The 24,182-nt window shown below is 67.9% G+C and carries 26 protein-coding genes and 1 pseudogene; 19 read left to right on the top strand and 8 right to left on the bottom strand.

The genetic code is table 11. The features are described from left to right. Together Q4F04_RS03000 and Q4F04_RS02995 are read left to right on the top strand one after the other, a co-directional pair. A partial coding sequence (locus Q4F04_RS03000; protein WP_303368348.1) for an FAD-binding oxidoreductase occupies window positions 1–450 on the top strand: 450 nt, incomplete at its 5' end. Between the two features lie 93 nt (window positions 451–543). Next, window positions 544–993 carry a PACE efflux transporter gene (locus Q4F04_RS02995; protein WP_303368347.1) on the top strand — a complete coding sequence of 150 codons (450 nt, stop codon included), beginning with the start codon at window positions 544–546 and terminating at the stop codon, window positions 991–993. On the opposite strand, the gene Q4F04_RS02990 is transcribed toward Q4F04_RS02995, so the two are convergent. Beyond that, entirely contained in the window at window positions 963–1,502 is a 540-nt protein-coding gene (locus Q4F04_RS02990) for an adenine phosphoribosyltransferase (protein WP_303368346.1), read from the bottom strand. The two genes, Q4F04_RS02995 and Q4F04_RS02990, sit on opposite strands and share 31 nt — an antisense overlap. After that, complete coding sequence (locus Q4F04_RS02985) at window positions 1,499–2,098, bottom strand: flavin reductase family protein (RefSeq protein ID WP_303368345.1); 600 nt, start codon at window positions 2,096–2,098, stop codon at window positions 1,499–1,501. The genes Q4F04_RS02990 and Q4F04_RS02985 overlap by 4 nt, the downstream gene beginning before the upstream one ends. 135 nt (window positions 2,099–2,233) lie before the next feature. Between Q4F04_RS02985 and Q4F04_RS02980 the strand changes: the two are divergent. Beyond that, a pseudogene (locus tag Q4F04_RS02980) lies at window positions 2,234–2,716 on the top strand (GNAT family N-acetyltransferase); the annotation flags it as partial. A 97-nt stretch (window positions 2,717–2,813) separates the two neighbouring features. Beyond that, the gene (locus tag Q4F04_RS02975; protein ID WP_303368344.1) at window positions 2,814–3,632 is read left to right on the top strand and encodes an EcsC family protein; all 819 of its coding nucleotides are present in this window, start codon (window positions 2,814–2,816) and stop codon (window positions 3,630–3,632) included. 54 nt (window positions 3,633–3,686) lie between these two features. Here Q4F04_RS02975 and Q4F04_RS02970 read toward each other — a convergent pair whose 3' ends face one another. Further along, window positions 3,687–5,237, bottom strand: a complete 1,551-nt coding sequence (locus Q4F04_RS02970) for an ATP-dependent RecD-like DNA helicase (RefSeq protein WP_303368343.1) — start codon at window positions 5,235–5,237, stop codon at window positions 3,687–3,689. Between the two features lie 136 nt (window positions 5,238–5,373). Here Q4F04_RS02970 and Q4F04_RS02965 point away from each other — a divergent pair, with 136 nt between their 5' ends. Then, window positions 5,374–5,682 (top strand): hypothetical protein, encoded by a 309-nt coding sequence (locus Q4F04_RS02965; RefSeq protein WP_303368342.1) that lies wholly within the window; start codon window positions 5,374–5,376, stop codon window positions 5,680–5,682. A gap of 71 nt (window positions 5,683–5,753) precedes the next feature. Continuing rightward, window positions 5,754–6,311, top strand: coding sequence for a lipocalin family protein (locus tag Q4F04_RS02960; protein ID WP_303368341.1), 558 nt, complete (start codon window positions 5,754–5,756; stop codon window positions 6,309–6,311). 58 nt (window positions 6,312–6,369) lie between these two features. Here the strand turns inward: Q4F04_RS02960 and ccrA are convergent, their stop codons facing one another. Further along, on the bottom strand, window positions 6,370–7,662 hold the full coding sequence (gene ccrA, locus Q4F04_RS02955) for a crotonyl-CoA carboxylase/reductase (protein WP_303368340.1): 1,293 nt from the start codon (window positions 7,660–7,662) through the stop codon (window positions 6,370–6,372). A 219-nt stretch (window positions 7,663–7,881) separates the two neighbouring features. Between ccrA and Q4F04_RS02950 the strand changes: the two genes are divergently transcribed. Then, a complete protein-coding gene (locus Q4F04_RS02950; RefSeq protein WP_303368339.1) occupies window positions 7,882–9,858 on the top strand; it encodes a protein meaA in 1,977 nt (658 codons plus the stop codon). An 80-nt stretch (window positions 9,859–9,938) separates the two neighbouring features. Here the strand turns inward: Q4F04_RS02950 and Q4F04_RS02945 are convergent, their stop codons facing one another. Continuing rightward, the gene (locus Q4F04_RS02945; RefSeq protein ID WP_303368338.1) at window positions 9,939–10,463 is read right to left on the bottom strand and encodes a fasciclin domain-containing protein; all 525 of its coding nucleotides are present in this window, start codon (window positions 10,461–10,463) and stop codon (window positions 9,939–9,941) included. Between the two features lie 182 nt (window positions 10,464–10,645). Between Q4F04_RS02945 and Q4F04_RS02940 the strand changes: the two genes are divergently transcribed. Next, window positions 10,646–11,422 carry an HpcH/HpaI aldolase/citrate lyase family protein gene (locus Q4F04_RS02940; RefSeq protein ID WP_303368337.1) on the top strand — a complete coding sequence of 259 codons (777 nt, stop codon included), beginning with the start codon at window positions 10,646–10,648 and terminating at the stop codon, window positions 11,420–11,422. Window positions 11,423–11,466: 44 nt separating this feature from the next. On the opposite strand, the gene Q4F04_RS02935 is transcribed toward Q4F04_RS02940, so the two are convergent. From Q4F04_RS02935 to Q4F04_RS02925, 3 genes are all read right to left on the bottom strand, one after another. Beyond that, window positions 11,467–12,117: an HNH endonuclease gene (locus Q4F04_RS02935; RefSeq protein WP_303368336.1), complete on the bottom strand. Its 651-nt coding sequence runs from the start codon at window positions 12,115–12,117 to the stop codon at window positions 11,467–11,469. After that, window positions 12,110–12,691 (bottom strand): peroxidase-related enzyme, encoded by a 582-nt coding sequence (locus Q4F04_RS02930; RefSeq protein WP_303368335.1) that lies wholly within the window; start codon window positions 12,689–12,691, stop codon window positions 12,110–12,112. Before Q4F04_RS02930 ends, Q4F04_RS02935 begins: the two co-directional genes overlap by 8 nt. A 62-nt stretch (window positions 12,692–12,753) precedes the next feature. Beyond that, the gene (locus tag Q4F04_RS02925) at window positions 12,754–13,455 is read right to left on the bottom strand and encodes a hypothetical protein (protein WP_303368334.1); all 702 of its coding nucleotides are present in this window, start codon (window positions 13,453–13,455) and stop codon (window positions 12,754–12,756) included. Window positions 13,456–13,725: 270 nt separating this feature from the next. Between Q4F04_RS02925 and ffh the strand changes: the two genes are divergently transcribed. The 11 genes from ffh (at window position 13,726) to Q4F04_RS02870 (ending at window position 24,123) form a co-directional block, all read left to right on the top strand. Beyond that, the gene (gene ffh / locus Q4F04_RS02920; RefSeq protein ID WP_303368333.1) at window positions 13,726–15,222 is read left to right on the top strand and encodes a signal recognition particle protein; all 1,497 of its coding nucleotides are present in this window, start codon (window positions 13,726–13,728) and stop codon (window positions 15,220–15,222) included. Window positions 15,223–15,325: 103 nt separating this feature from the next. Continuing rightward, a complete protein-coding gene (locus Q4F04_RS02915; RefSeq protein WP_303368332.1) occupies window positions 15,326–15,622 on the top strand; it encodes a chorismate mutase in 297 nt (98 codons plus the stop codon). Between the two features lie 25 nt (window positions 15,623–15,647). Continuing rightward, window positions 15,648–16,073, top strand: coding sequence for a 30S ribosomal protein S16 (rpsP, locus tag Q4F04_RS02910; protein WP_303368331.1), 426 nt, complete (start codon window positions 15,648–15,650; stop codon window positions 16,071–16,073). A gap of 57 nt (window positions 16,074–16,130) precedes the next feature. Next, a complete protein-coding gene (gene rimM, locus Q4F04_RS02905; protein WP_303368330.1) occupies window positions 16,131–16,637 on the top strand; it encodes a ribosome maturation factor RimM in 507 nt (168 codons plus the stop codon). Then, complete coding sequence (locus tag Q4F04_RS02900; protein ID WP_303368329.1) at window positions 16,630–16,983, top strand: hypothetical protein; 354 nt, start codon at window positions 16,630–16,632, stop codon at window positions 16,981–16,983. The genes rimM and Q4F04_RS02900 overlap by 8 nt, the downstream gene beginning before the upstream one ends. Further along, the gene (gene trmD / locus Q4F04_RS02895; RefSeq protein ID WP_303368328.1) at window positions 16,976–17,824 is read left to right on the top strand and encodes a tRNA (guanosine(37)-N1)-methyltransferase TrmD; all 849 of its coding nucleotides are present in this window, start codon (window positions 16,976–16,978) and stop codon (window positions 17,822–17,824) included. The genes Q4F04_RS02900 and trmD overlap by 8 nt, the downstream gene beginning before the upstream one ends. 13 nt (window positions 17,825–17,837) lie before the next feature. Continuing rightward, entirely contained in the window at window positions 17,838–18,236 is a 399-nt protein-coding gene (gene rplS / locus Q4F04_RS02890) for a 50S ribosomal protein L19 (RefSeq protein WP_303368327.1), read from the top strand. Between the two features lie 11 nt (window positions 18,237–18,247). Then, window positions 18,248–18,469 carry a 50S ribosomal protein L31 gene (gene rpmE / locus Q4F04_RS02885; RefSeq protein WP_090752488.1) on the top strand — a complete coding sequence of 74 codons (222 nt, stop codon included), beginning with the start codon at window positions 18,248–18,250 and terminating at the stop codon, window positions 18,467–18,469. Window positions 18,470–18,946: 477 nt separating this feature from the next. After that, on the top strand, window positions 18,947–19,723 hold the full coding sequence (locus Q4F04_RS02880; RefSeq protein WP_303368326.1) for a division plane positioning ATPase MipZ: 777 nt from the start codon (window positions 18,947–18,949) through the stop codon (window positions 19,721–19,723). 87 nt (window positions 19,724–19,810) lie between these two features. Beyond that, window positions 19,811–21,070: an efflux RND transporter periplasmic adaptor subunit gene (locus Q4F04_RS02875; protein WP_303368325.1), complete on the top strand. Its 1,260-nt coding sequence runs from the start codon at window positions 19,811–19,813 to the stop codon at window positions 21,068–21,070. Next, a complete protein-coding gene (locus Q4F04_RS02870) occupies window positions 21,067–24,123 on the top strand; it encodes an efflux RND transporter permease subunit (protein ID WP_303368324.1) in 3,057 nt (1,018 codons plus the stop codon). The genes Q4F04_RS02875 and Q4F04_RS02870 overlap by 4 nt, the downstream gene beginning before the upstream one ends. Window positions 24,124–24,182 lie beyond the last annotated feature (59 nt).

The following is a 24,182-nucleotide window of genomic DNA, read 5'->3' as shown; positions in this document are numbered from 1 at the left end:
GGCCAGCAGGCCGCCGAGTTCTGGAACCTGCGCGAGCATCTGCCCGAGGCGAACCGCCGCATCGGCGCGATCTCGTCCCACGACATCAGCCTGCCCCTGTCGGAAATTCCGCGCTTCATCCAGGACGCCGGCGCGATGATTGCTGCGATGGGGGATATGCGGATCAACTGCTTCGGCCACCTGGGCGACGGCAACCTGCATTACAACGTCTTCCCCGGTCCCGGCCGCTCGCGCGCCGATTACGCCGACCTGCGCTTTCGTCTGCCCGAGGCGATCTATCAGATGGTCGTGGAACGCGGCGGATCGTTCTCGGCCGAACACGGCGTCGGGCGGCTCAAGGTCGCGGACCTCGAACGCTGGGGCGACCCGGTGAAGCTGTCGGCCATGCGGGCGATCAAGGCGGCATTGGACCCCCAAGGCATCATGAACCCCGGCGCGGTGCTGAGTTGATCCCCGGTGCCGCCCGGCCTATATCGGGCGGCGAAGGATGACCTTCCCCCTCATGGGCAGCAGTCGGGACGGCCCGCAAAGGAACCGTGACCCATGCGCACCACCACCGACCGTATCCGCCACGCCATCCTGTTCGAACTGATCGGGCTAATCTTCCTGATCGGCGGCGGCACGATCCTGACCGGCTTCGACGTCCATGCGCTGGGCGTCATCGGCGTGGTGTCCTCGCTGATCGCGACGGCCTGGAACTATGTCTACAACCTGATGTTCGACCGCGCGATGCTGCGGCTGCGGGGCAGCGTCCTCAAGACCCACCCCATCCGCGCTCTGCACGCCCTGCTGTTCGAGGGCGGGCTGCTGGTCCTGCTGCTGCCCTTCGTGGCTTGGATGCTGGGTGTCTCGCTGTGGCAGGCCTTCCTCTTCGACCTTGCCATCGCGGTCTTCTACATCGTCTACGGCTACGCCTATAACTGGGCCTACGACCGCATCTTCCCGATGCCCGAGGCGCGGGGCTACGCCCCCTCGAACTCGCAAAGGGCGTGAACCTCGACGCCCATGGCCTCGATCGCCTGCCGTCCGCCCAGTTCCGGCAGGTCGATGACGAAGGCCGCGCCCACGACCTCGGCGCCGAGGCGGCGGCACAGTTCGATGGCGGCGCTGGCGGTGCCGCCGGTGGCCAGCAGGTCGTCCACGATCAGCACCCGCTCGCCCGCGCGCAGGGCGTCGTCGTGGATCTCCATCACTGCCTCGCCGTATTCCAGCGCATAGGCTTGGCTGATGACGGCGCCGGGCAGCTTGCCCTTTTTCCGGATCGGCACGAAGCCGGTGGTCAGTTGGTACGCCACCGCGCCGCCCAGGATGAAGCCGCGCGCTTCGAGCCCCACGACCTTGTCGATGGGGATGCCAGCGTAAGGGGACAAAAGCTGGTCCACGCAGATGCGGAAGCCGCGGGCGTCGGCGAACAGCGTGGTCACGTCGCGGAACAGGATGCCTTCATGCGGGAAATCCACGATGGTGCGGATGTAGTCTTTGACGCTTTTCTGCCGGTTCATGCCGGACGCTCCATCTCGAACAACTCGGTGACGACCGCATAATCGCGGTAGCCCATCCGCGAAAGCCAGCCCGAGCGGCGCAGGTCGAAGCGCCCGTCCACCAGGCAGTCGTCGCGCAGGTGGATGCCGGTGACGACGCCAAGGACCATGTGGTTGGCCTCGCCCGCCAGCCGGATGATCCGCGTGGCCCGGCATTCAAGGCTCGCCGCCGCTTCCGCCACGCGCGGGCAGTCGATGGTCTCGCAGGGGACGGCGGTCAGGCCCGCCGCCTCGAACTCGTTGGCGCCCGCCGGCAGCGACGCCGAGCTGGCGTTCATCGCGTCCTTCAACGGCGCGTCGGCGATGTTGACGCAGAAGACATGGGCCTCGGCGATCTGCGCCACGCTGTCCTTTGTCCCCGGTCGGTCCCCCTTGGCCCCGGTCGAGGCGAACATCACCTGCGGCGGGACATAAGCCGTGGCGTTGAAGAAGGAATAGGGCGCGAGGTTGTCGCCCGCCCGCCCGCGGGTGGAAATCCAGCCGATGGGCCGCGGTGCGATGATGGCGTTCCAGGGATTGTGCGGCAGGCCGTGGCCCGCCTCGGGTCGATAGAACATGGGCCGGGCCTTTGCTGCTGTGGCGAGGCCATATGAACACGCGCGCCGTCCGGGGCAACCGCTTGCACGGCATTGTTTCTTTCACCCCCCGCGGGTCGGTGCTAAGGCCGCGCCGACTGGCGGCGATGAGGTCCGATGTACACGCTGTGCCCCGAAACCGACGCCGACACCCCCGAGGTCGAGACGCTGATGGACCTGTGTTTCGCGCCGGGCCGCACGGCGCTGTCGTCCTACCGGCTGCGCGATGGCGTGCCCCCGGTCCCCGAGCTTTGCCTGACCATGCGCGCAGGCGATGCGGATGAAACGATGGTCGCCGCCATCCGCTACTGGCCTGTCCGCGTGGGGGGCCGCCCGGTCCTGCTGCTCGGCCCGGTCGCCGTCCACCCGACCGCGCAGGGCGAAGGGTTGGGCGCCTTCCTGATGCGCGAAAGCCTGTCCCGCGCCGCCGCGATGGGCTGGGAACGGGTGATGCTGGTGGGCGACGCGCCCTATTACGGCCGCTTTGGCTTTACCCGGCTCGATCACGTGGAGATGCCGCCCCCCACCAACCCCGACCGGGTGCTGGGTCTGGAACTCCGCCCCGGCGCATGGGTTGGTGTGCGGGGCGCGGTGACGCGCGAGACCCGGCCCGAGGTGCTGGCGGGGCTTGCGGAAATCGACGACCCCGATCTGCTCTCCTCCTGTTCCGAGGTTGAGGTTACGAAGGACGACCCCCATGCCCGCGCCCAGCATCACCTCGCGCCAAGCCATTCTGCCGCCGATCGATGACCCCTCGGTCCATGTCCAGATCGACAAGCTGGCCCGCCGCTATGTCGAGGCGGGCGGCTTGGTCATGGAGATCCTCGCCTCGGTGGGCGGCAGCGCGCAGGGGCTGATCGACCGCCTGCCGGGCTTTGTCCGCAAGCGGATGGACCGGATCACGCTGGCGGCGCTGAACCGCGCCTTTGACGCGGCCACCCGGTCGCGCCGCTATGTCCGCGACCGGGGCGACTGGTTCAACCGGCTGGCCTCGACCGTGTCGGGGGCGGCGGGCGGCATGGCGGGCCTGCCCGGCGCTGTGGTCGAACTGCCGCTGACAGTGACGATGCTGCTGCGCGCGATCCTCGAGATCGCCGCCGAGCATGGCCTCGACCCCGACAGCGACGAGGTGCGGATGGAGGCGCTGCGCGTCTTCGCCGCCGCCGGGCCGATGTCCGAGGACGACGGCACCGACCTCGGCCTGCTGGCGGCAAAACTGTCGATCACCGGCCAGACCGTGCAGGGCATCATCGCCCGCATCGCGCCGCGCCTGTCCTTGGTGCTGGGCCAGAAGCTCGCCGCCCAGGCCACGCCCGTCTTCGGCGCGATGGCGGGCGCCTCGATCAACTTCGCCTTCGCGGGCTATTATCAGGAAATCGCCCGCGTCCATTTCGGCGTGCTGCGTCTGGCGCAGGAAACCGGCCTGCCGCGCGAGGCGCTGACCGAGGCCCTTCGGGACCGCATCGAGCAGCTTCAGACCGATCGCGGCACCAAGGCCCGTAAGGCGGGACCATAAGCCGCGTCTTTCGGCCCTAAATATCCCCGCCGGAGGCTCCGGCGCTGCCACCTGTCACTCCGCTTCGGATTCGGGCGCTGACAGTTCCAACGGCGCCGCCTCGACCGTCAAGTCGTCCACCGACAGTCCCGCCTTGGGCCGCGCCAGCGCCGCCCGCGTCACCCAGAACAGCCGCTCCTGCGCGCGGGTGATGGCGACATAGGCCAGCCGCTTCCACAGGGGCAGCCCGGCCTCGGTCCGGTTCGACCATGCGGCGGCCGACAGGTCTGGGCCGAAAACCTGCACCTCGGGCCATTGCGACCCTTGCGCCTTGTGGATCGTCACCGCCGCGCCGTGCAGGAAGGTCGCGCCCATGCGGGCGGCAAAGGGGATGAAGGGTTCTTCCACATCCGGCGTCTCGATCTTGACGATGCTGGCCGCCGACAGCCGCGGCTCGGGCGTGCCGATGACATGCAGGCGGGAAAAGCCGGGCTTCTTTCCCGGCCCCAGGTAGATCACCTGCGCGCCCTTGATCAGCCCCCGCGCCTCAAGGTCGATGCGCTTCTTGCGATGCTTCAGCGGCAGCTCGATCCCGTCGCAGACCAGCGGCTCGCCGGGCAGCAGCAGGTCGCCCGGCGCCCCATGCGCGGCGCGGAAGGCGGTGATCAGCCGCACCCGCGTCGCGTTGCGCCAGACCAGCGCCGGGCTGCGCGCCATCAGGTCAGCATCCATCCGTTCCGCCCAGACGACGCGCGGATCATTCGCGGCGGCCTCGCGCACCAGCCGCTCGAAACCAGCAAAGTCCACCGCAGGGTCCGACAGCGCGTGTGCCAGATCGAGGATCGGGCTGTCATCCGCCTGCCGGTGGATGCGGTGCAGCTCCAGCTTCTGCGAGGCCGCCAGCCGGTCGAAGACCATCTCGCCCGACTGCCCCACGGGGGCCAACTGCGCCGGATCGCCGAACAGGACCAGCAGCGGAAAGATCTCGCGCAGGTCGTCGAACTGGCGCTCGTCCAGCATGGACGCCTCGTCGATCAGCCCCACGTCCAGCGGGTCCTCGCGCCGCTTCCAGCCCTGGATGAAATCCGAGCCCCGCAGCCCCGCCGTCGCCAGCGCGCCGGGGATGGACGCGTGCTGCTGGAAGAACAGCAGCGCCCGGTCCAGCGCCTCGTCGGTCAGTCCCTCGATCCGGGGGCGGTCGCCGGTGCCGGTCAGCCACTCGGCCAGGCGTTCGTATTCCGGGTCATAGACCGGAGTATAAAGGATGCGGTGGATCGTCGTCGCAGGCACGCCGCGGGTGCGCAGCACGAAGGCCGCCTTGTTCGTCGGCGCCAGCACCGCCACCGTGCGGGCGTCCTTCTTGCGCCTGCCCTCGTAATCCCCGCTGACCACCTGCACGCCCAGCGTCGCCAGCGCGCGGGTCAGTTCCGCCAGCAGCAGCGTCTTGCCCGATCCCGCCTTGCCCAGCACGGCCATGACCCGGCCCTTGCTGCCTTGGGCGGGTGCGATTTCCTCGGACAGAAGGTCGATGCCCGCGCCGGCCAGTGCCCCGGACAGCGCGTCCCATGCCTCCGCTTGGTCAGGCGAGAAGGCGGGCAGGGCGGGCGAGGTCGGGGAAAGTTCCATGCCGCATCCTAGCCGGACCGGCGGCGCGCCGCCACGCCCGGCGGCAATTTTCGCCGCGACGGACCCAGCGCCGGGTCAGGGCGTTGAGCGGCTGAAGACGGCCCCGCGTGCCGCCACCAACAGGAAAGGACATTCCATGAGATACCGGCATCATCACCGTTCCGACCCGCTGCTGCCGCTGCTGGCGGTGGCGGGGATCGCCGCGCTGGCCTTCTCGTTCCTGCGCGACACCCGGCCGCGCGGTTCGTCGTCCAGGCGCGTCCCCCATGGCATGGCGGCCATCCACCCCAAGGTGGCGGAAGGCACCGACGAACTCTGCGCCCCCGGATTCGTCCGCGATGCGGGACCGGAATCGATGCGCGACCGCCCGCGCCGCGGCTGGGACCGCGTGGACGAGCAGTTGGACGAATCCTTCCCTGCCAGCGACCCGCCCGGCAACTACTGATCGTGAGACCGCGTGACCGAACGATGCGGGACCGCCCGCGTTGTCCCGCCACACCACACAGGAGACCCCAGATGAGATTCACCCTCGGCCTTGCCGCATCGCTGCTGATGACCGCCCCCGCCCTCGCGCAGGACGCCGGCACCACCGCCGCGACCGAGATCGACCCGCAGGCCTATATCGGCACCTGGTACGAGATCGCCCGCACCCCCGCGCCCTTTCAGGAAATGTGCGCGGGCGGCGTGACCGCGACCTATGAACTGATCGACGAGGCGACGGTCAAGGTGACGAACCGCTGCGATGCCGAGGGCGGCGAGACGCAGGGCATCACCGGCGAGGCCGAGGTGGTGAACAACAACTTCAACACCCTGAACGTCGAGTTCGCTGTCGGCCAGGAAAGCCAGGGCGTCAACTATGTCGTGGCCGGCGCCGGCGACATCGAGGACGGGCAATACCAGTGGGCCGCTGTCCAGTCGCCCGAAGGCCCGATCGGCTGGATTCTGGCCCGCGCGCCGCAGATCGACGCCGAGACCCGCAGCCAGGCCGAGGCCGCGCTGACCGAGGCCGGGATCGACGTGTCGCAACTGACCGACACCGCCCAGCCGCCGCAAAGCTACCAGCCCGGCCAGTAAGCGGGCCGGAAACGAAAAAGGCCGGCGCATCAGCGCCTGCCCTTCCCTTGTCAAAAACTCAGCCGCGCGGGCCGGCTTCCAGCGCGTCCTCGAAGGTCCGCAGGCCCGTGCGCGGGGCCTGCACCAGCACGGCCATGTTCCCCGGCTTGTGTTCGTTGCGCAGCATCTTCACATGCGCCTGCGGGATCTCGGCCCAGGGGAAGACCTCGGACATGCAGGGGTCGAGCCGGCGTTCCAGCATCAGCCGGTTGGCCGCCGCCGCCTGCTTGAGATGGGCGAAATGCGATCCCTGCAGGCGCTTCTGGTGCATCCACATGTAGCGCACGTCAAAGGTGCAGTTGAAGCCGGTGGTGCCCGCGCAGATCACCACCATGCCGCCCTTCTTGCAGACGAAGACCGACACCGGGAAGGTCGATTCGCCGGGGTGTTCAAAGACGATGTCGACGTTCTGGCCCTTGCCGGTGATGTCCCAGATGGCCTTGCCGAACTTGCGGACCTCGTTGAACCAGTCCTTGTATTCCTCGGACCCGACCTTCGGCAGCGCGCCCCAGCAGTTGAAGTCCTTGCGGTTCAGGACGCCCTTGGCCCCCAGGCCCATGACGAACTCGCGCTTGTCCTCGTCCGAGATCACGCCGATGGCATTCGCCCCCGCCGCGTTGATCAACTGGATCGCGTAGGACCCGAGGCCCCCCGAGGCCCCCCAGACCAGCACGTTCATGCCCGGCTTCAACTCATGCGGCTCGTGCCCGAACAGCATCCGATAAGCGGTGGCCAGAGTCAGCGTGTAGCAGGCGGCCTCTTCCCAGGTCAGGTGCTTGGGGCGCGGCATCAACTGCTGCGCCTGAACGCGGGTGAACTGGGCGAAGCTGCCGTCCGGCGTCTCGTAGCCCCAGATGCGCTGGGTCGGCGAGAACATCGGGTCGCCGCCGTTGCATTCCTCGTCGTTGCCGTCGTCCTGGTTGCAGTGGATCACGACCTCGTCGCCGACCTTCCAGTTGCGGACCTTGTCGCCCACGGCCCAGACGATCCCCGAGGCGTCCGATCCCGCGATGTGATAGGGCTGCTTGTGGACGTCGAACATGCTGATCGGAATGCCCAGGCCCGCCCAGATGCCGTTGTAGTTGACGCCCGCCGCCATCACCAGGACCAGCACCTCGTTGCTGTCGATCTCCCAGGTGTCCACGACCTCGACCTGCATGGCCTGGTCGGGTTCGCCCTGGCGCTCGCGCCGGATCGCCCAGGCATACATCTGCTTGGGCACATGGCCGAGGGGCGGCATTTCCCCGATTTCATACAGGTCCTTGATCGGCGCGTCATAGGGGGCGATCGAGGATGGGGCGTCGAGGGCCATGATGATCTCCTTGCGTTCATGCCGCAGCGCAGAAGCCGTGGCTCATGAGTCGAGTGCTATGCGGCACCGCGCAACATTGCAATATGTGCGCAAAACCGGACGCAACAATATGTCGAAGGCACGAAACAATGTTACAAGCGCCGCGTTGCCGTTGTGCCGCACTGCGGCGAGTTGACGGCGCAGCATCCTGTCCCTTAACTCGGCCCAAGCGACAGATTCTTGCGAAAGGGGCGCCGCATGGCCCAGAAGGACAAACCTTGGCTGTTCCGCACCTATGCCGGCCATTCCACCGCCGCCAAGTCGAACGAGCTTTACCGCACCAACCTGTCCAAGGGGCAGACCGGCCTCAGCGTGGCCTTCGACCTGCCCACCCAGACGGGCTATGACAGCGACCACGTCCTGGCGCGGGGAGAGGTCGGCAAGGTCGGCGTCCCCGTCGGCCACCTGGGCGACATGCGGGCGCTGTTCGACGCCATCCCGCTGGAACAGATGAACACCTCGATGACGATCAACGCCACCGCGCCCTGGCTGCTGTCGCTTTATGTCGCGGTCGCCGAGGAGCAGGGGGCGGACGTGTCCAGGCTTCAGGGGACCGTCCAGAACGACATCATCAAGGAATACCTGTCGCGCGGCACCTATATCTGCCCGCCGAAGCCCAGCCTGCGGATGATCACGGACGTTGCGGCCTACACGGCGCGGCACCTGCCCAAGTGGAACCCGATGAACGTCTGTTCCTATCACCTGCAGGAAGCGGGGGCGACGCCGGAACAGGAACTCGCCTATGCACTGGCGACGGGCATTGCGGTGCTGGACGATCTGAAAGGCAAGGTCGCGCCCGAGGACTTCCCGGCCATGGTCGGGCGCATCAGCTTCTTCGTGAACGCAGGCATCCGCTTCGTCACCGAACTCTGCAAGATGCGTGCCTTCACCGAGTTGTGGGACGAGATCTGCCGCGACCGCTACGGCATCGAGGACGAGAAATACCGCCGCTTCCGCTATGGCGTGCAGGTGAACTCGCTGGGCCTGACGGAACAGCAGCCGGAAAACAACGTCTACCGCATCCTGATCGAGATGTTGGCGGTGACGCTGTCCAAGAACGCCCGCGCCCGCGCGGTCCAGCTTCCGGCGTGGAACGAGGCGCTGGGACTGCCGCGCCCCTGGGACCAGCAGTGGTCACTGCGGATGCAGCAGATCATGGCCTATGAAACCGACCTGCTGGAATACGGCGACCTCTTTGACGGCAACCCGGCCGTCGCGGCCAAGGTCGAGGAACTCAAGGACGGCGCGCGGGCGGAACTGAAGCTGCTGGACGAGATGGGCGGCGCAATCGCCGCCATCGACTACATGAAGTCGCGGCTGGTCGAATCGAACGCCGCCCGGCTGAACCGGGTCGAGGACGGCGAGACGGTCGTCGTCGGCGTGAACCGCTGGCAGCAGGGCGAGCCGTCGCCGCTGACCGCAGGCGACGGCGGCATCATGGTCGTCGATCCGGCGGTGGAACAGGACCAGATCGCCCGCCTGAACCAGTGGCGCCAGACCCGCGACAACGCGGCCGTCGAGGCGGCGCTCACGCGCCTGCGCGCTGACGCGCAGGAGGGGCGCAACATCATGCCCGCCTCGATCGCCGCCGCCAAGGCAGGGGCCACGACCGGCGAATGGGCGGGCGTCATGCGGCAGGTCCATGGCGAATACCGCGGCCCGACAGGCGTCTCCCCGAACCCCTCGAACCGCACCGAGGGGCTGGAGCCGATCCGCGAGGCGGTGGACGCCGTCAGCACCCGCCTCGGACGCCGGATGAAGTTCGTGGTGGGCAAGCCCGGCCTCGACGGCCATTCCAACGGGGCCGAGCAGATCGCCTTCCGCGCCCGCGATTGCGGCATCGACATTACCTATGACGGCATCCGCCTGACGCCGGAACAGATCGTGGCCGCGGCGCGCGAGCAGGACGCCCATGTCGTCGGCCTCTCGATCCTGTCGGGCAGCCATCTGCCGCTGGTCCGCGACGTGATGGACCGGATGCGGGCGGCGGGCCTAAGCCACGTCCCGGTGATCGTCGGCGGCATCATCCCCGACGACGACGCCAGGCGGCTGGCCGAGATGGGCGTGACCCGCGTCTACACCCCCAAGGATTTCGAGCTGAACCGGATCATGATGGACCTGGTCGCGCTGGTGGACCCCGCCGCGCAGGCGGCCTGACCGCCATGAAAAAAAGGGGGCGCAACACGCGCCCCCCAAGTTGCCGGGTCGGCAGGCTTCCCGGACAGCGGAAGTTCCGGTCACGAGGCCGGCAGCAGCACCCCGTCGATGACATGGACGACGCCGTTCCCGGCCTCGAGGTCGGCCGTCGCCACGGTGGCCGAAGTGCCGCCGGGGCTGGCGATCGTCACGGTGCCGCCCGATTCCGTGGCCGTCAGGCTGCAGCCGCCCATCGCCGGGATCGTGGCCGTGCCATTCCCGTCGGCGATCATCTGCGCCACGTCGGCGGCCATCGCCTTGGCCTCGACCACGTGGCAGCCCAGCACGGCAACCAACTGGTCCTTGTTCTCGGGCTTCAGCAGGTCATCCAGCGCCCCCGCCGGCAGCGCCGCGAAAGCCGCGTTCGTCGGCGCGAAGACGGTGAAGGGACCGGCGCCCTGCAGCGTCTCGGCCAAGCCCGCGGCGGTCACGGCCTGCACCAGCGTGGTGTGGTCGGGCGACCCCACCGCGACATCGACAACGGTCGCCGGGGCGGTCTGGGCAAAGGCCGCGCCCGCGCCAAGTGCGAAAAGGGCGGCAGCGGCGGAAGTTCTTGCGAAGGTCATCGGGCTGTCTCCTGAGATAGATTGTTACAGGTGTTACAGGATAGTGCCCGACCAACTCTGCGCGCTTACATTTGTTGCCATCACTTGCGCGTGAACCCGGCGCCGCCCGGCCGCCCCGGCCACCCGCTTGCACAAGCGCCGCGCCTTCCCCACTCTGCCCCCGCACAGACCGGAGCCTGCCCATGCCCGCCCCCGAGAACCGCTTCAAATCCCGCCTTGCGGCCGGAGAGACCCTGATCGGCGCCTGGGTCGGGCTGGCCGACGCCTATGCCGCCGAGATCACGGCAACCGCTGGCTTCGACTGGCTGCTGATCGACGGGGAACATGCGCCGAACGACCTCCGCTCGATCCTTGCGCAACTGCGGGTGGTCGAGGCATCGGGCAGCGCCCCCGTGGTCCGCCTGCCGATGGGAGAAACCTGGGCGATCAAGCAGGCGCTGGACATCGGCGCGCAGTCCCTGCTGATCCCGATGGTCGAAAGCGCGGCACAGGCCGTGCAACTGGTCCGCGCCACCCGCTATGCGCCGAACGGCAACCGCGGGGTGGGGGCGGCGCTGGCGCGGGCCTCGGGCTTTTCGGCGATCCCCGACTACCTTGCCACCGCGGACGCGCGGATCTGGCTGGGCCTGCAGGTCGAAACCCGCGCGGGCCTGGCCGCCCTGGACGGGATCTTGGCGGTCGAGGGCGTGGACGGCGTCTTCATCGGCCCCTCGGACCTTGCCGCCGACATGGGCTTTCCGGGCGAGCTGGACCACGCGCAGGTGCAGCAGGCGGTCCGCGCCGCGATCCGGGCGATCGCCGCCTCGGGCAAGGCCGCGGGCATCCTCTGGACCGACGAGGCGAATGCCCGGAACGCCGTGGCCGACGGCGCCCGCTTCGTCGCGACCGCCATCGACGTCATCACCTATGCCGCCGCGATCCGCGACGCGGCGGCACGGGGGCTGGCGCTGAAGGTATAGGCTTCAGTTGTAATATGGTATTATCTGCCGAAACCTTGCGTGGTTTACGCTGCAGCCAAGTCGCGCAGTTCGGCTAATGTCAGGGGCGCCGCTCGCTTGGTATGTGCGCTGCGGTGACAATTGGGGCAGAGACAGACAAGGTCTTCCAAGCGTGTGACAACCACGGTTTCAGCGGCACCCAGCGGGTTCAGGTGGTGCACCTCGATAATATAGCGGTTGTCGATGAAATTTAGATAGCCACATGCTTGGCAGCGGCAGCCATCCCTTGTTCGAGCAGCATTGACCAGGGCACGGTTGCGAGAGCGTGTGAGATAGCGCGCTTCGCGCAAGATGCCTTCAACGCCTTCGGCGTAGGCAGGCGCCTTGGGGATCTCCTGAACTTCCGCAGGTGCGTCTGCATCGCTGACCATGAACCTCTGTATCAGAAAGTTGCGGTACTTCTTTATCACCGTCGCATAAACGGGGATGCTCGATCGCTTTTCCGTAACTGGAAGAGGATCAGGTGCCGAAGGATCTAAGCGCAGAGAGCGTTCAACTTCCTCAAGTCGATCCAAGTTATAAAGTGTGGTTACCTCCCCATAGCGCTCTTTATAGCAGGTTTCGATGCGTCGCAGATCGCTGAGATAAGTGCGGACTGTGCTTTCCTTGATGGACGGGTCCGACCTCAGGTATGCAGCAAAAGCTTTTTCACGCATTTTTCGGCACCCTTCCTAGCAGGAAGAACTCGTCGTTCGGCGGGATGTCGGCCATGTTCACCAGCCGGTTCGACATCCCGAAGAAGGCCGCGATCGCGCCGATGTCCCAGATCTCGTCGGGGGTGAAGCCCGCGTCGATCATGTCCTCGTAATCGTCCTGGGTGATGTTGTCGGCATCCGTCGCCACCAGCTCGGCATAATACAGCATGGCGTAATGCCGCTCGCTCAGGCCCGCCTTGCGCCAGTTGATCGCCACCTTGTCCGCGATCAGCGGGTCCTTCGCCCGGATGCGCAGGATCGCCCCGTGGGCCACCACGCAATACTGGCAGCGGTTCAGGCCCGAGGTGGCGACCACGATCATCTCGCGCTCGGCCTTGGACAGCCCCTCGTCCTTTTCCATCAGCGCGTCGTGATAGGCGAAGAAGGCGCGGAACTCGGCCGGGCGATGGGCCAGCGCCAGGAAGATGTTGGGCACGAAGCCCGACTTTTCCTGCACGGCGCGGATCATCTCCTGGATGTCGGGCGGCAGGCTGCGCAGGTTGGGGATGTCGAAGCGGCTGATGGGCTGGGTCATGGTCGGTCCCTTGATGTTCGTCCGGGCTTACCATGACCGCCCCTGTGGGCAAAAGCCGCGGGTCAGGAGCCCCCGGTGATCTGCCGGTATCGCAGAATCCCGCCCAGCAGGATCAGGACGCCCAGACCCTCCAGCGCCTCCTCGGTGCCGCTGACCAGCGCGTAGAAGATGCTGTCCTCAAGCCCTTCGTCCCACAGCTTGCCGCCGATCATCTCGATCCCGACCGCGCCCGCGACAAAGACGAGGCCTGCGGCGATCATCCACCGGCGGGTCGATGCGGGCAGCCGTCCAAGGAACGGCAGCACCAGCAACCCGCCCAGGCCGACCACCGCCAGCGCCGGTACCACCCAGGCGAACCTGAGAAAACCGCCCCATTGGAAATGGTCATGCAGCCGCACGGCGATGGCCTCGTGGATCATCAGCAGCTCGTCGGCCGACACCGCCAGCACCGCCAGCCCGACGCCGATCCAGCCCCAGCGCAGGATGCGTTCCGAAGGCGGGCTGCGCTGCCCGAGGTCCAGCATCAGCAGCCCCGCCACCCCCAGCGCCAGCACCGAGAACCAGGTGTAAAGGCTGCTTTCCTCGTTCGGGTCCAGAAGGCGGGGCAGGGGCGCGGGCCAGGGACCGGACAGCGTCTGCAGCAGGTGCAGGCACAGAAGCACCGCCCAGACCCCATAGGCCGCCGTCAGCAGGGGCGCATGGAGCCGTGACGAACCGGCCCCCCAAGCCGCGGCGCCATTCACAGTCACATTCGGCCACGCCATGTGCAAACCCGATCCCATCGTTAACAGAACAAACATTTTATCGTTAACAGACTGTCATGATTCTGTCGCACGAGGAAGCGCCGCATCGGCAAGGTGCTGCCGGTCGGCTTTCCGGCCCGGCGGTTGACTCGGGCGCGTGTCTGGCGTAACGGGATTCCACACCCGGAAGGTCTGCCTTCCGGTCCCCGATCTTGCGCGGGGATCGACCTCCGTCAGCGCGTTGCGCCCACGGGGGCTGTCCTGTTTTCGCCGCTGCCACGGAGGCCGCCGATGTTCGAAAGCCTGTCAGACCGCCTCGGCGGAGTCTTCGACCGCCTGACCAGGCAGGGCGCGCTGACCGAGGATGACGTCACCGCCGCCATGCGCGAGGTGCGCCAGGCGCTGCTGGACGCCGACGTGTCGCTGCCGGTCGTCCGCAGCTTCGTCCGCGCCGTCACGCAGAAGGCCACGGGCGCGGCTGTCACCAAGTCGGTTTCGCCGGGTCAGCAGGTCGTCAAGATCGTCCATGACGAGCTGATCCGCACCCTGCAGGGCGAGGACGCGCCCGAGACGCTCAAGATCGACACGCCACCCGCGCCGATCCTGATGGTCGGCCTTCAGGGTTCCGGCAAGACCACCACCACCGCGAAGCTGGCCAAGCGCCTCAAGGACCGCGAGAAGAAGCGCGTCCTGATGGCCTCGCTCGACACCAACCGTCCTGCGGCGATGGAGCAGCTTGCGATCCTCGGCCAGCAGGTCGGCGTCGATACCCTGCCGATCGTCAAGGGCGAGAACGCGGTCCAGATCGCCCGTCGCGCCAAGCAGCAGGCGACGCTGGGCGGCTATGACGTCTACATGCTCGACACCGCGGGCCGTCTGCACATCGACGACGTGCTGATGGACGAGGTGCAGGCCGTCCGCGACGTGGCGAACCCGCGCGAGACGCTGCTGGTCGTCGACGGCCTGACCGGCCAGGACGCCGTGAACGTCGCGACCGAGTTCGACGCCAAGCTCGGCGTCTCGGGCGTGGTCCTGACCCGGATGGACGGCGACGGGCGCGGCGGTGCTGCGCTGTCGATGCGCCAGATCACCGGCAAGCCCATCCGCTTCGTCGGCGTCGGCGAAAAGATGGACGCGCTGGAAAGCTTCGACGCGGAACGGGTCGCGGGCCGCATCCTCGGCATGGGCGACATCGTGGCGCTGGTCGAAAAGGCCCAGCAGGTGCTTGAGGTCGAGCAGGCCGAGCGCATGATGAAGCGCTTTGCCAAGGGGTTGTTCAACATGAACGACCTGAGGAACCAGCTTGAGCAGATGCAGAAGATGGGCGGGATGCAGTCCATCATGGGCATGATGCCGGGCATGGGGAAGATGGCCAAGCAGGCCGAATCCGCGGGCATCGACGACAGGATGATCCGCCGCCAGGTCGCGCTGATCAATTCGATGACCAGGAAGGAACGCGCCAACCCCGAGCTTCTGCAGGCCAGCCGCAAGAAGCGGATCGCCGCGGGCGCGGGGATGGAGGTGGCGGAACTGAACAAGCTGCTGAAGATGCAGCGTCAGATGGCCGACACGATGAAGAAGGTCAGCAAGATGGGCAAGGGCGCGATGATGAAGCAGGCCATGCGCGCCATGTCCGGCAAGGGCGGCGGGTTGCCCGATCTGGGCGACGTCGATCCCGCGAAGATGGCCGAGGCGACGCGGATGCTGCAGGACCAGAAGGGCTTGGGCGGCCAGCTTGGCGGGATGAACCTGCCCGGCGGGCTTTCGGGGCTGTTCGGCAAGAAATGACGGTGCTGACCGGCATCCCGGTAACAGGGGCTAGGCGGTTCATACCGTCCGTGCATCGCCTGTGCATGGACCGTGCATCCCCTGCACAGCCCGGATTCGCCCGATGACCGACCCTGCCGCCCGCGCCGCCGAACTGCTGGCCGACCATCGCGCCAGCATCGACCGGCTGGACGCCGTGCTGGTCTTCACCCTGGCCGAGCGGTTCAAGCACACCCAGTCCGTCGGCCGGCTCAAGGCCCAGCACGACCTGCCGCCCTCGGACCCCGCGCGCGAATCCGCCCAGATCGCCCGGCTCGAACGGCTGGCGGCCGAGGCGGATCTGGACCCCGCCTTCGCCCGCAAGTTCCTCAATTTCGTGATCTCGGAGGTCATCCGGCATCACGAGCAGTTCCAGAAATAAAACGCCATATCAAGGAGATGAACCTATGGCCATGAAGATCCGGCTCGCCCGCGGCGGGTCCAAGAAGCGTCCCCATTACGCCATCGTGGCGACCGACTCGCGCATGCCGCGCGACGGCCGCTTCCTGGAAAAGCTGGGCACTTACAACCCGCTGCTGCCCAAGGATTCGGAAGAGCGGATCAAGATGGACGTCGAGCGCGTGCAGCATTGGCTGTCCAAGGGTGCCCAGCCGACCGACCGCGTGGCCCGCTTCCTGGAAGCCGCCGGCGTGAAGGAAAAGACCGAGCGCGCCAACCTGAAAAAGGGCGAGCCGGGCAAGGCCGCGAAGGACCGCGCCGAGAAGCGCGCCGCCCGCGAAGCCGCCGCCGCCGAGGCCGCCAACGCCCCTGCCGCGACCGACGAGACCGCGCTGGACGCCTCGGAATCGACCAGCGGCACCGAGTCGCCCTGATCCACGGATCATCGGCGGGCGCAGCCTCGCGCCCGCCTTTCGGCAGGGGGCAACCGCATGGCTGATCCGTCCAACCGCACCTGCGTCGGCGCCATCGCCGGCGCCTTCGGCGTGCGCGGCGAGGTGCGGCTGAAAAGCTTCTGCGCCGTGGCCGAGGACATCGCTACCTATGGCGAACTGACCAGCGAGGACGGCAAGCGCCGCTTCACGGTCAAGCTGACCCGTCCCGTCAACGGTGGCCTCGGCGCCCGGCTGTCGGGGGTGGAGACCAAGGAACAGGCCGACGCGCTCAAGGGCGTGACGCTGTGGGTCGACCGGGCGGCGCTGCCATCGCTGCCCGACGACGAATTCTATCACGCCGATCTGATCGGGTTGGAGGTGATGGACACGGGCGGCGCGAGCCTCGGCCGCGTCCGCGCCATCTACGACCACGGCGCGGGCGACATTCTTGAGGTCTACGGAGCCTCTGGTATCCTGTTGATTCCGTTTACGAAAGGGGCGGTTCCGACCGTGGATCTGGCCGCCAAACGGATCGTCGCGGACCCGCCGGGGTCGGATGAATAGGACCTCCTCGCGCCAGTGGATCGGCCGGGCGCTGATCTTCGCCGGGCCGATATTGGCGGGGTTCGGCCGAGTGGGGGGCTGGTCGGTCGGGCTGTTTGCCCTGCTCGCCGTCTTCGGGCTGGTGCTGGCGGCGCCTGCGGAAACCTGGCGTTCGCCCTTCCATCTCGCAGGGGCCACGGCAGCGGCGGCCGTGGGTTGCGCGGCACTTTATTTTGGCACCGATGCAGTCACCCGCAACCTCGGCTGGTCCGCCAACTGGGGCGGCCTGGGTCCTCTGGCCTTGTCCGCCGCGGGCGCGGTGCTGGCAGGAACCGGCTGGTTCCCGGTCGGGGGCCGCGATGGCTGAACCCTCCCGCTCTCATGGTCGGGTTGCCGTGCGCCCGACGCTGCGGCCGCGCGACCTGATGGCGCCGCCGGAACTCGCGGGCGCATGGACCGCGCAGGTCATCACCCTGTTCCCCGAAGCCTTCCCGGGCACGCTGGGCCTGTCGCTGACGGGCCGCGCGCTGACCGAAGGCTTGTGGACGCTGCGCACGATCCAGTTGCGCGACCACGGCATCGGCAAGCACCGCAACGTGGACGACACGCCCGCCGGCGGCGGCGCGGGCATGGTCATCCGGCCCGACGTCATGGCCGCCGCCCTGCGGGAGGCGAAAGCTGCCGCCCCTGGCCTGCCGGTGGTCTATCTCTCCCCCCGCGGCCGCCCGCTGACGCAAGCCATCGCGCGGCGTCTGGCGCAAGGCCCCGGCGTCACCCTCATCTGCGGGCGGTTCGAGGGCGTGGACCAGCGGGTGCTGGACGCCTTTGACGTCACGGAAATCTCCATCGGCGATTATGTCCTGACCGGAGGGGAGATCGCCGCTCAGGTCTTGATCGACGCGACGGTCCGCCTTATACCGCGCGTGCTGGGGAATCAGGAATCTCTGGCCGAGGAGTCCTTTTCCCACGGCCTGCTTGAGCATCCGCAGTACACGAAGCCCGCCGAATGGGAAACCCGCGCGATCCCCGATGTTCTTCTGTCGGGCAACCACGCGGCAATTTCGCGTTGGCGGCAGGAGGAAGCCGAAAGGCTGACAAAGGAACGCCGCCCCGACCTGTGGCGGGCATACCGTGACGGTATGGACCCGAACCGAAGGACGCAGCTCTCGGGCGCATCAGACCAATCGGGGGACCACCCCGAGCCATGACAAGGAACCCGCGATGAACCTGATCGCCCAACTGGAAGCCGAGCAGATCGCCTCGCTTGGCAAGACCATTCCCGACTTCAAGGCCGGCGACACCGTCCGCGTCGGCTACAAGGTGACGGAAGGCACCCGCACCCGCGTGCAGATGTACGAAGGCGTCTGCATCAGCCGCAGGGGCGGCGACACGCTGGCCGCGTCCTTCACCGTCCGCAAGATCTCCTTCGGCGAGGGGGTCGAGCGCGTGTTCCCGCTGTATTCGACCAACGTCGATTCGATCGAGGTCGTGCGCCGTGGCCGCGTCCGCCGCGCCAAGCTGTATTACCTGCGCGATCGCCGCGGCAAATCCGCCCGTATCGCCGAAGTCTCCAACTACAAGCCGAAGGCCGCCAAGGCCGACGCCAACCAGAACGCCTGAGGTCGCGCGCGATGAAAGCCGATACCCATCCCGAATACCACATGATCACCGTCAAGATGACGGATGGCACGACCTACCAGACCCGGTCCACCTGGGGGAAAGAGGGCGACACGATGTCTCTGGACATCGACCCGACCTCGCACCCGGCCTGGACCGGCGGCTCGGCCAAGCTGATGGACACCGGGGGCCGCGTGTCCCGGTTCAAGAACAAATACGCCGGCCTGGGCTTCTGATCCCGGCCGCTGCATCAGAAGATGCCGCCCCGGTCGGGGCGGCATTTTTATTCACGGTTCAACGGCGGAAGATCGACCCGATGAAGCCCTTGGGGCTTGTGTTCTCGGGTGAAACCGGGCGTCCCGTCACCCAGCCCTGCGGCGTCAGCAACGTCACGCTTCCGTCCGCTGATCGGGCGACGATCCGGCCCTGGATGGTTCCACCGCGACCGCAGGATACGGCGGCGATTCGGGACGAGGGTCCTGGGACCCCTTGATCAGCATGATTGAACATGAATCAGCCTACCATGATACTCGTTAACCGATGCCTAACTTTACCAGTGCGGGATCGTTCCCGTCCTGCGTGCAGATCGGCTTGCCGGTTGCGTCGGCGGCGAGCCGCTGATTGAATCCTGCCCCGATGGGTGGCTTTTGCAGCCACCATGACTTGCGGGAACTCTCCCGCTAACTTTCTGCCGGTTTGGAACGGGGCGATTCGTGGCGCATATCATTGTCGTGGGCAACGAAAAGGGCGGTTCGGGCAAGTCCACGACCTCGATGCATGTGGCAACGGCGCTGGCTCGGATGGGGCACAGGGTTGGCGCGCTGGACCTTGACGTGCGCCAGCGCAGCTTCGGCCGCTATCTGGAAAACCGCCGCGCCTTTGTCGAAGGCGAGGGGCTGGACCTGCCCGGTCCCACGCTGGGCGAGTTGTCGCGCGACGATGGGACGGACCCGCTGTCCCCGGCCGTGGCAGCGCTGGACGCGGACCATGACTTCATTGTGATCGACTGCCCCGGTTCTCACACCAAGCTCAGCCAGATGGCGCATACCCTTGCCGACACGCTGGTCACGCCGATGAACGACAGCTTCATCGACTTCGACCTGCTGGCGCGCATCTCGCCGCAGGGCGAGGTGCTGGGACCGTCGATCTATGCCGAGATGGTGTGGTCCGCGCGGCAGTTGCGGGGCCAAGCGGGGGCCGGGCCGATCGACTGGGTGGTGCTGCGCAACCGCCTCGGCACCACGGAAATGCACAACAAGCGCAAAGTCGGCGAGGCCCTGACCCGTCTGTCCCGCCGCATTGGCTTCCGCGTCGCGGCGGGCTTTGCCGAGCGGGTGATCTTCCGCGAACTGTTCCCGCGCGGGTTGACCCTGCTGGACCTGCGCGACGTCGGCACCCAGGCGCTGTCGATGTCCAACATCGCCGCCCGGCAGGAATTGCGCGACCTGCTGACCGAACTGCGGCTGCCGGGCGTCAAGGTCAACATCTAGGCACCGCCGCGCCGTCACCGCAGACGCCGCCATTGCCGCAGGATATGCTCGCGCCTATGTGCCACCGGCACCAGAGAGACATCACCCATGCGGCGCCTTTCCCTTATCGCAGCCCTGTTCCTGCTGGCCCCCGGCGCGGCGCTGCCGATGGGGGGCGCCCCGCCGGACAAGGTCCCGGCCGAACCCGCGCAGGCCGCCCTGCCAACGGTGACGGTCGCAGCCGCCGCCCCGGCCGAGGTGCAGCGGCGGGTGCCGCTGTCCGGCACGCTGGTCGCCCGCGCGCAGGTGCAAGTCTATCCGCAGGTCGAGGGGCTGGAAATCGTCTCGCTCGGCGCCGAGCCGGGCGACCGGATCGGGGCCGGGCAGGAACTCGCCCGCTTGTCCGACACCACCCTGCGGGCGCAACTGGCGCAGGCCGATGCCGAGTTGCAGCGGGCCGTCGCCAGCGTCGCCCAAGCGCAGAGCCAGATTTCCTCGACCGAGGCGGCGCTGGCGCAGGCGGTCACGGCGCTGGAACGGGCGCAATCGCTGCGGCAAAGCGGCAGCGGCACGCAGGCCGCGCTGGATCAGGCGGTGGTGGCGGAAGCCTCGGCCCGCGCGGCGGCAGCCAGCGTCCGCGAAGGGCTGGCCGTCGCCCAGGCGGTCGAGGCACAGGCGCGGGCCGCGCGCGAGATCGCGCAACTGAACCTGGACCGCACCCGCATCATGTCGCCCGTCGAGGGCCGCGTCGCCAGCCGCAATGCCGAACTGGGCACCATCGCCTCGGCGGCGGCGGGGCCGATGTTCACCCTGATCGCGGATGGCTCGATCGAGTTCGAGGGCGAGGTGATCGAGACCGACCTGCCCCTGCTGCAGCCGGGCCAGCCGGTTGAGCTTGAGGTCGCGGGCGTGGGCCGCGTGGACGGCCGGGTGCGCCAGTTGCCGGCGGCGGTCGACCCGACCACGCGGCTGGGCCTTGTCCGGGTGGCGCTGGATACCGACGACCGCCTGCTGACCGGGCTTTTCGCCAGCGGCGACATCGTCACCGAACGGCGCGAGGCGGTGACGGTGCCCGCCTCGGCCATCCTTGCCGATGCCTCGGGCGAACGGGTTCAGGTTGTCGCCGACGGCATCGTGGAAACCCGCGCGGTGGACGCGGGCCTTCTGTGGCAGGACCGGCGCGAGATCCGCGAGGGTGTGGCCGCCGGCGAGACGGTGATCGCCCGCGCCGGCGCCTTCTTCACCACCGGCGACCGGGTCAATGTCACGACCGACAGCCTCGATGCGCCGCCCACGGTGGCACTGGCCGTGGCCGTTCCGCCCGATGCCGAGGCGGGAACGGCGGCATCCGCCGGGGCGCAGCCATGAACCTTTCCACCTGGTCGATCCGCCACCCGGTTCCGCCCATCGCGGTCTTCCTCGTGCTGCTGGTCTTGGGGCTGGTCAGCTTCATGCGGCTGCCGGTCACGGCGATGCCGAACATCGACCTGCCGATCATCCAGGTCACGGTCGGCCAGCCGGGCGCCGCGCCGACCGAGCTGATCTCGCAGGTCGTCCGGCCCATCGAGGACCAGATCTCGAACATCCAGGGGATGCGCCATGTGACCTCGACGGCGTCTGACGGCGCGGCCAGCCTGACCGTCGAGTTCGAGCTGGAGACCGATAGCGACCGGGCGCTGAATGACGTCAAGGACGCGGTGGCAAGCGTGCGGGCCGACCTGCCGCAGTCGATCACCGAGCCGCTGGTCCGCCGCCTCGACGTGACGGGGATGCCGATCCTGACCTATGCGGTGGGCGACCCGACCCGGTCCATCGAGGGCCTGTCCAAGTTCGTGGACGACGTGATCGCCCGCGAATTGACGACCCTGCGGGGCATCGGCCAGGTCAGCCGCATCGGCGGCGCCGACCGCCAGATCGAGGTCGCGCTGGACCCCGACCGGCTGCTGGCCCACGGGCTGACGGCGGCCGAGGTCTCGAACGCGCTGCGGGCGCAGAACCTCAATGCGGGCGGCGGGCGCGGCGATCTGGCGGGAACGGAATATTCCATCCGCACGCTGGGGTCCGCCGACACGGTGGCGCAGCTTGCGGCCACGCCGATCTCCATCGCCGGCGGCAAGACCGTGCGGCTGGACCAGCTTGGCACCGTGACCGATGGCCCCAGCGACGAGCGCAGCTTTGCGCTGCTGGACGGCAAGCCCGTGGTGGCCTTCGGCGTCTATCGTGCGACCGGCGAATCCGACCTGATGGCCGGCGACAATGCCAAGGAGCGGCTGGCCGAGATGGCCGAACGCTATCCGAACCTGACGATCACGCTGGTCGATGACACCACGACCTATACCGAGCAGTCCTATGAAACCGCCATGCACACGCTTTACGAGGGCGCGGCGCTGGCGGTGATCGTGGTGTTGCTGTTTTTGCGCAACTGGCGGGCGACTGTGATCGCGGCCATCGCGCTGCCGCTGTCGGTGATCCCGACCTTCTTCGTCATGCAGTGGCTCGGCTTCACCCTGAACGGGATCAGCCTGCTGGCGATCACGCTGGTGACGGGCATCCTGGTGGACGACGCCATCGTCGAGATCGAGAACATCGTCCGGCACATGCACATGGGCTCGTCGCCCTACCAGGCCTCGGAAGAGGCGGCGAGCGAGATCGGCACCACCGTGATCGCGATCAGCTTTTCCATCGTCGCGGTCTTTGCGCCGGTGGCCTTCATGGGCGGGATCGCGGGGCAGTATTTCAAGCAGTTCGGCCTGACGGTGGCGGTATCCGTCCTGTTCTCGCTGCTTGTGGCGCGGATCATCACGCCGATGCTGTCGGCCTATTTCATGCGCGGCACCGGCCATACCGAAGAGCCGCGCGACGGCCGCGCCATGCGCGGGCTGATGCGGGTGCTGGGCTGGACCATGCGCCACCGCTGGCTGACGCTGCTGCTGGGCTTCGGCGTCTTCGCAGGTTCCATCTGGTCGGCCACGCTGCTGCCGACCGAGTTCATCGCGGCCTCGGACGTGGGCCGCAGCCAGATCGAGGTCGAGCTGCCCCCCGGATCGACCGTGGACCAGAACGAAGGCATCACGCGCGCCCTGACCGCCCGCGTCGGTGTCATCCCCGAGGTGCAGTCGGTCTTCGTCATGGGTGGGACATCCGAGCCGACCAAGTCGCGGCTGATGATCAACTACGGCAACAAGGCCAGCCGCGAGCGCACGCAGTTCGAGATCGAGGAGCAGTTGAAGACGCTGCTGGCCGACACGCCCGACGTGCGCCTGAACTTCCAGAACGAGGCCGGGGCCAACGACCTGACCATCAGCGTGCTGGGCGACACCGAGGCGGGCGCGGCCCATGCCGCCGACCTGCTGGTGGCCGAGATGCGGGGGATGGCGGAACTGGAAAGCGTCACCTCGTCCTCGGCCCTGCAGCGGCCCGAGATCCAGATCACGCCGCGCCCCGACATCGCGGCGCAGCTTGGCGTGTCCACTGCCGCCATGGCGCAGACGCTGCTGGTGGCGACGCTGGGGGACGCCGAGGCGAACCTGCCCAAGTTCAACGCCGGCGACGAGCAGGTGCCGATCATGGTCCGCCTGAACGAAGCCGCGCGCGAGGACCTGATGCAGTTGCGGAACCTGCGCGTGCCCTCCTCGGTCGGGCAGGTGCCGCTGGGGGCGGTCGCCGATGTCTCGCTGTCGGCGGGGGCCACGCAGATCGCGCGCTATGACCAGCGCTATCGCACGACCGTGTCGGCGAACCTTGCCGATGGCGCGGTGCTGGGACCGGTCGCGGCGCAGGTGCAGGCGGTGCAAGGCCAGATCGCGTTGCCGCCGGGGACCGAGTTCCAGACCTCGGGCGATGCCGAGATCATGGGCGAGGTCTTCGGCGCCTTCGGCTTCGCCATGGGCTCGGGGGTGCTGTTCGTCTATGTGGTGCTGGTGCTGCTGTTCCAGAACTTCGCGACCCCGATCAGCATCCTTCTGTCGCTGCCGCTGGCCATCGGCGGGGCAATCCTCGCGCTGTTCGTCACCGGCAATGCCATCGGCATGGCGGTGGTCATCGGCTTCCTGATGCTGATGGGGATCGTGACCAAGAACGCGATCATGCTGGTCGAGTTCGCCATCCAGGCGATGGAGCGGGGGGCGCCCAAGCGCGAGGCGATCCTTGACGCCGTCCACAAGCGGGCCCGGCCGATCATCATGACCACCATCGCCATGGCGGCGGGGATGCTGCCATCGGCGCTGTCCTCGGCGGAAGGGTCCGAGTTCCGCTCGCCCATGGCGGTTGCGGTGATCGGGGGGCTGCTGCTGTCCACCCTGCTGTCGATGCTGTTCGTGCCCTCGCTGTTCTCGCTGCTGCATGGCGGGCAGGAACGGATCGGCGGCTGGTTGCAGCGGCGGCTGGGACTGAACCGGGCCGGGCCTGCGGCGGCGGAGTAGGGGACTGCGGCCTTTCCCGGTGGTATTTGAGCCAGAAAGAAGAAGGGCGCCTGGTCGGG

Source organism: Paracoccus sp. (in: a-proteobacteria) (assembly GCF_030536915.1).
Classification (GTDB): Bacteria; Pseudomonadota; Alphaproteobacteria; order Rhodobacterales; family Rhodobacteraceae; genus Paracoccus.
The sequence above is the reverse complement of the archived record's forward strand: the minus strand, read 5'-3'. Positions and strand labels throughout refer to the sequence as shown.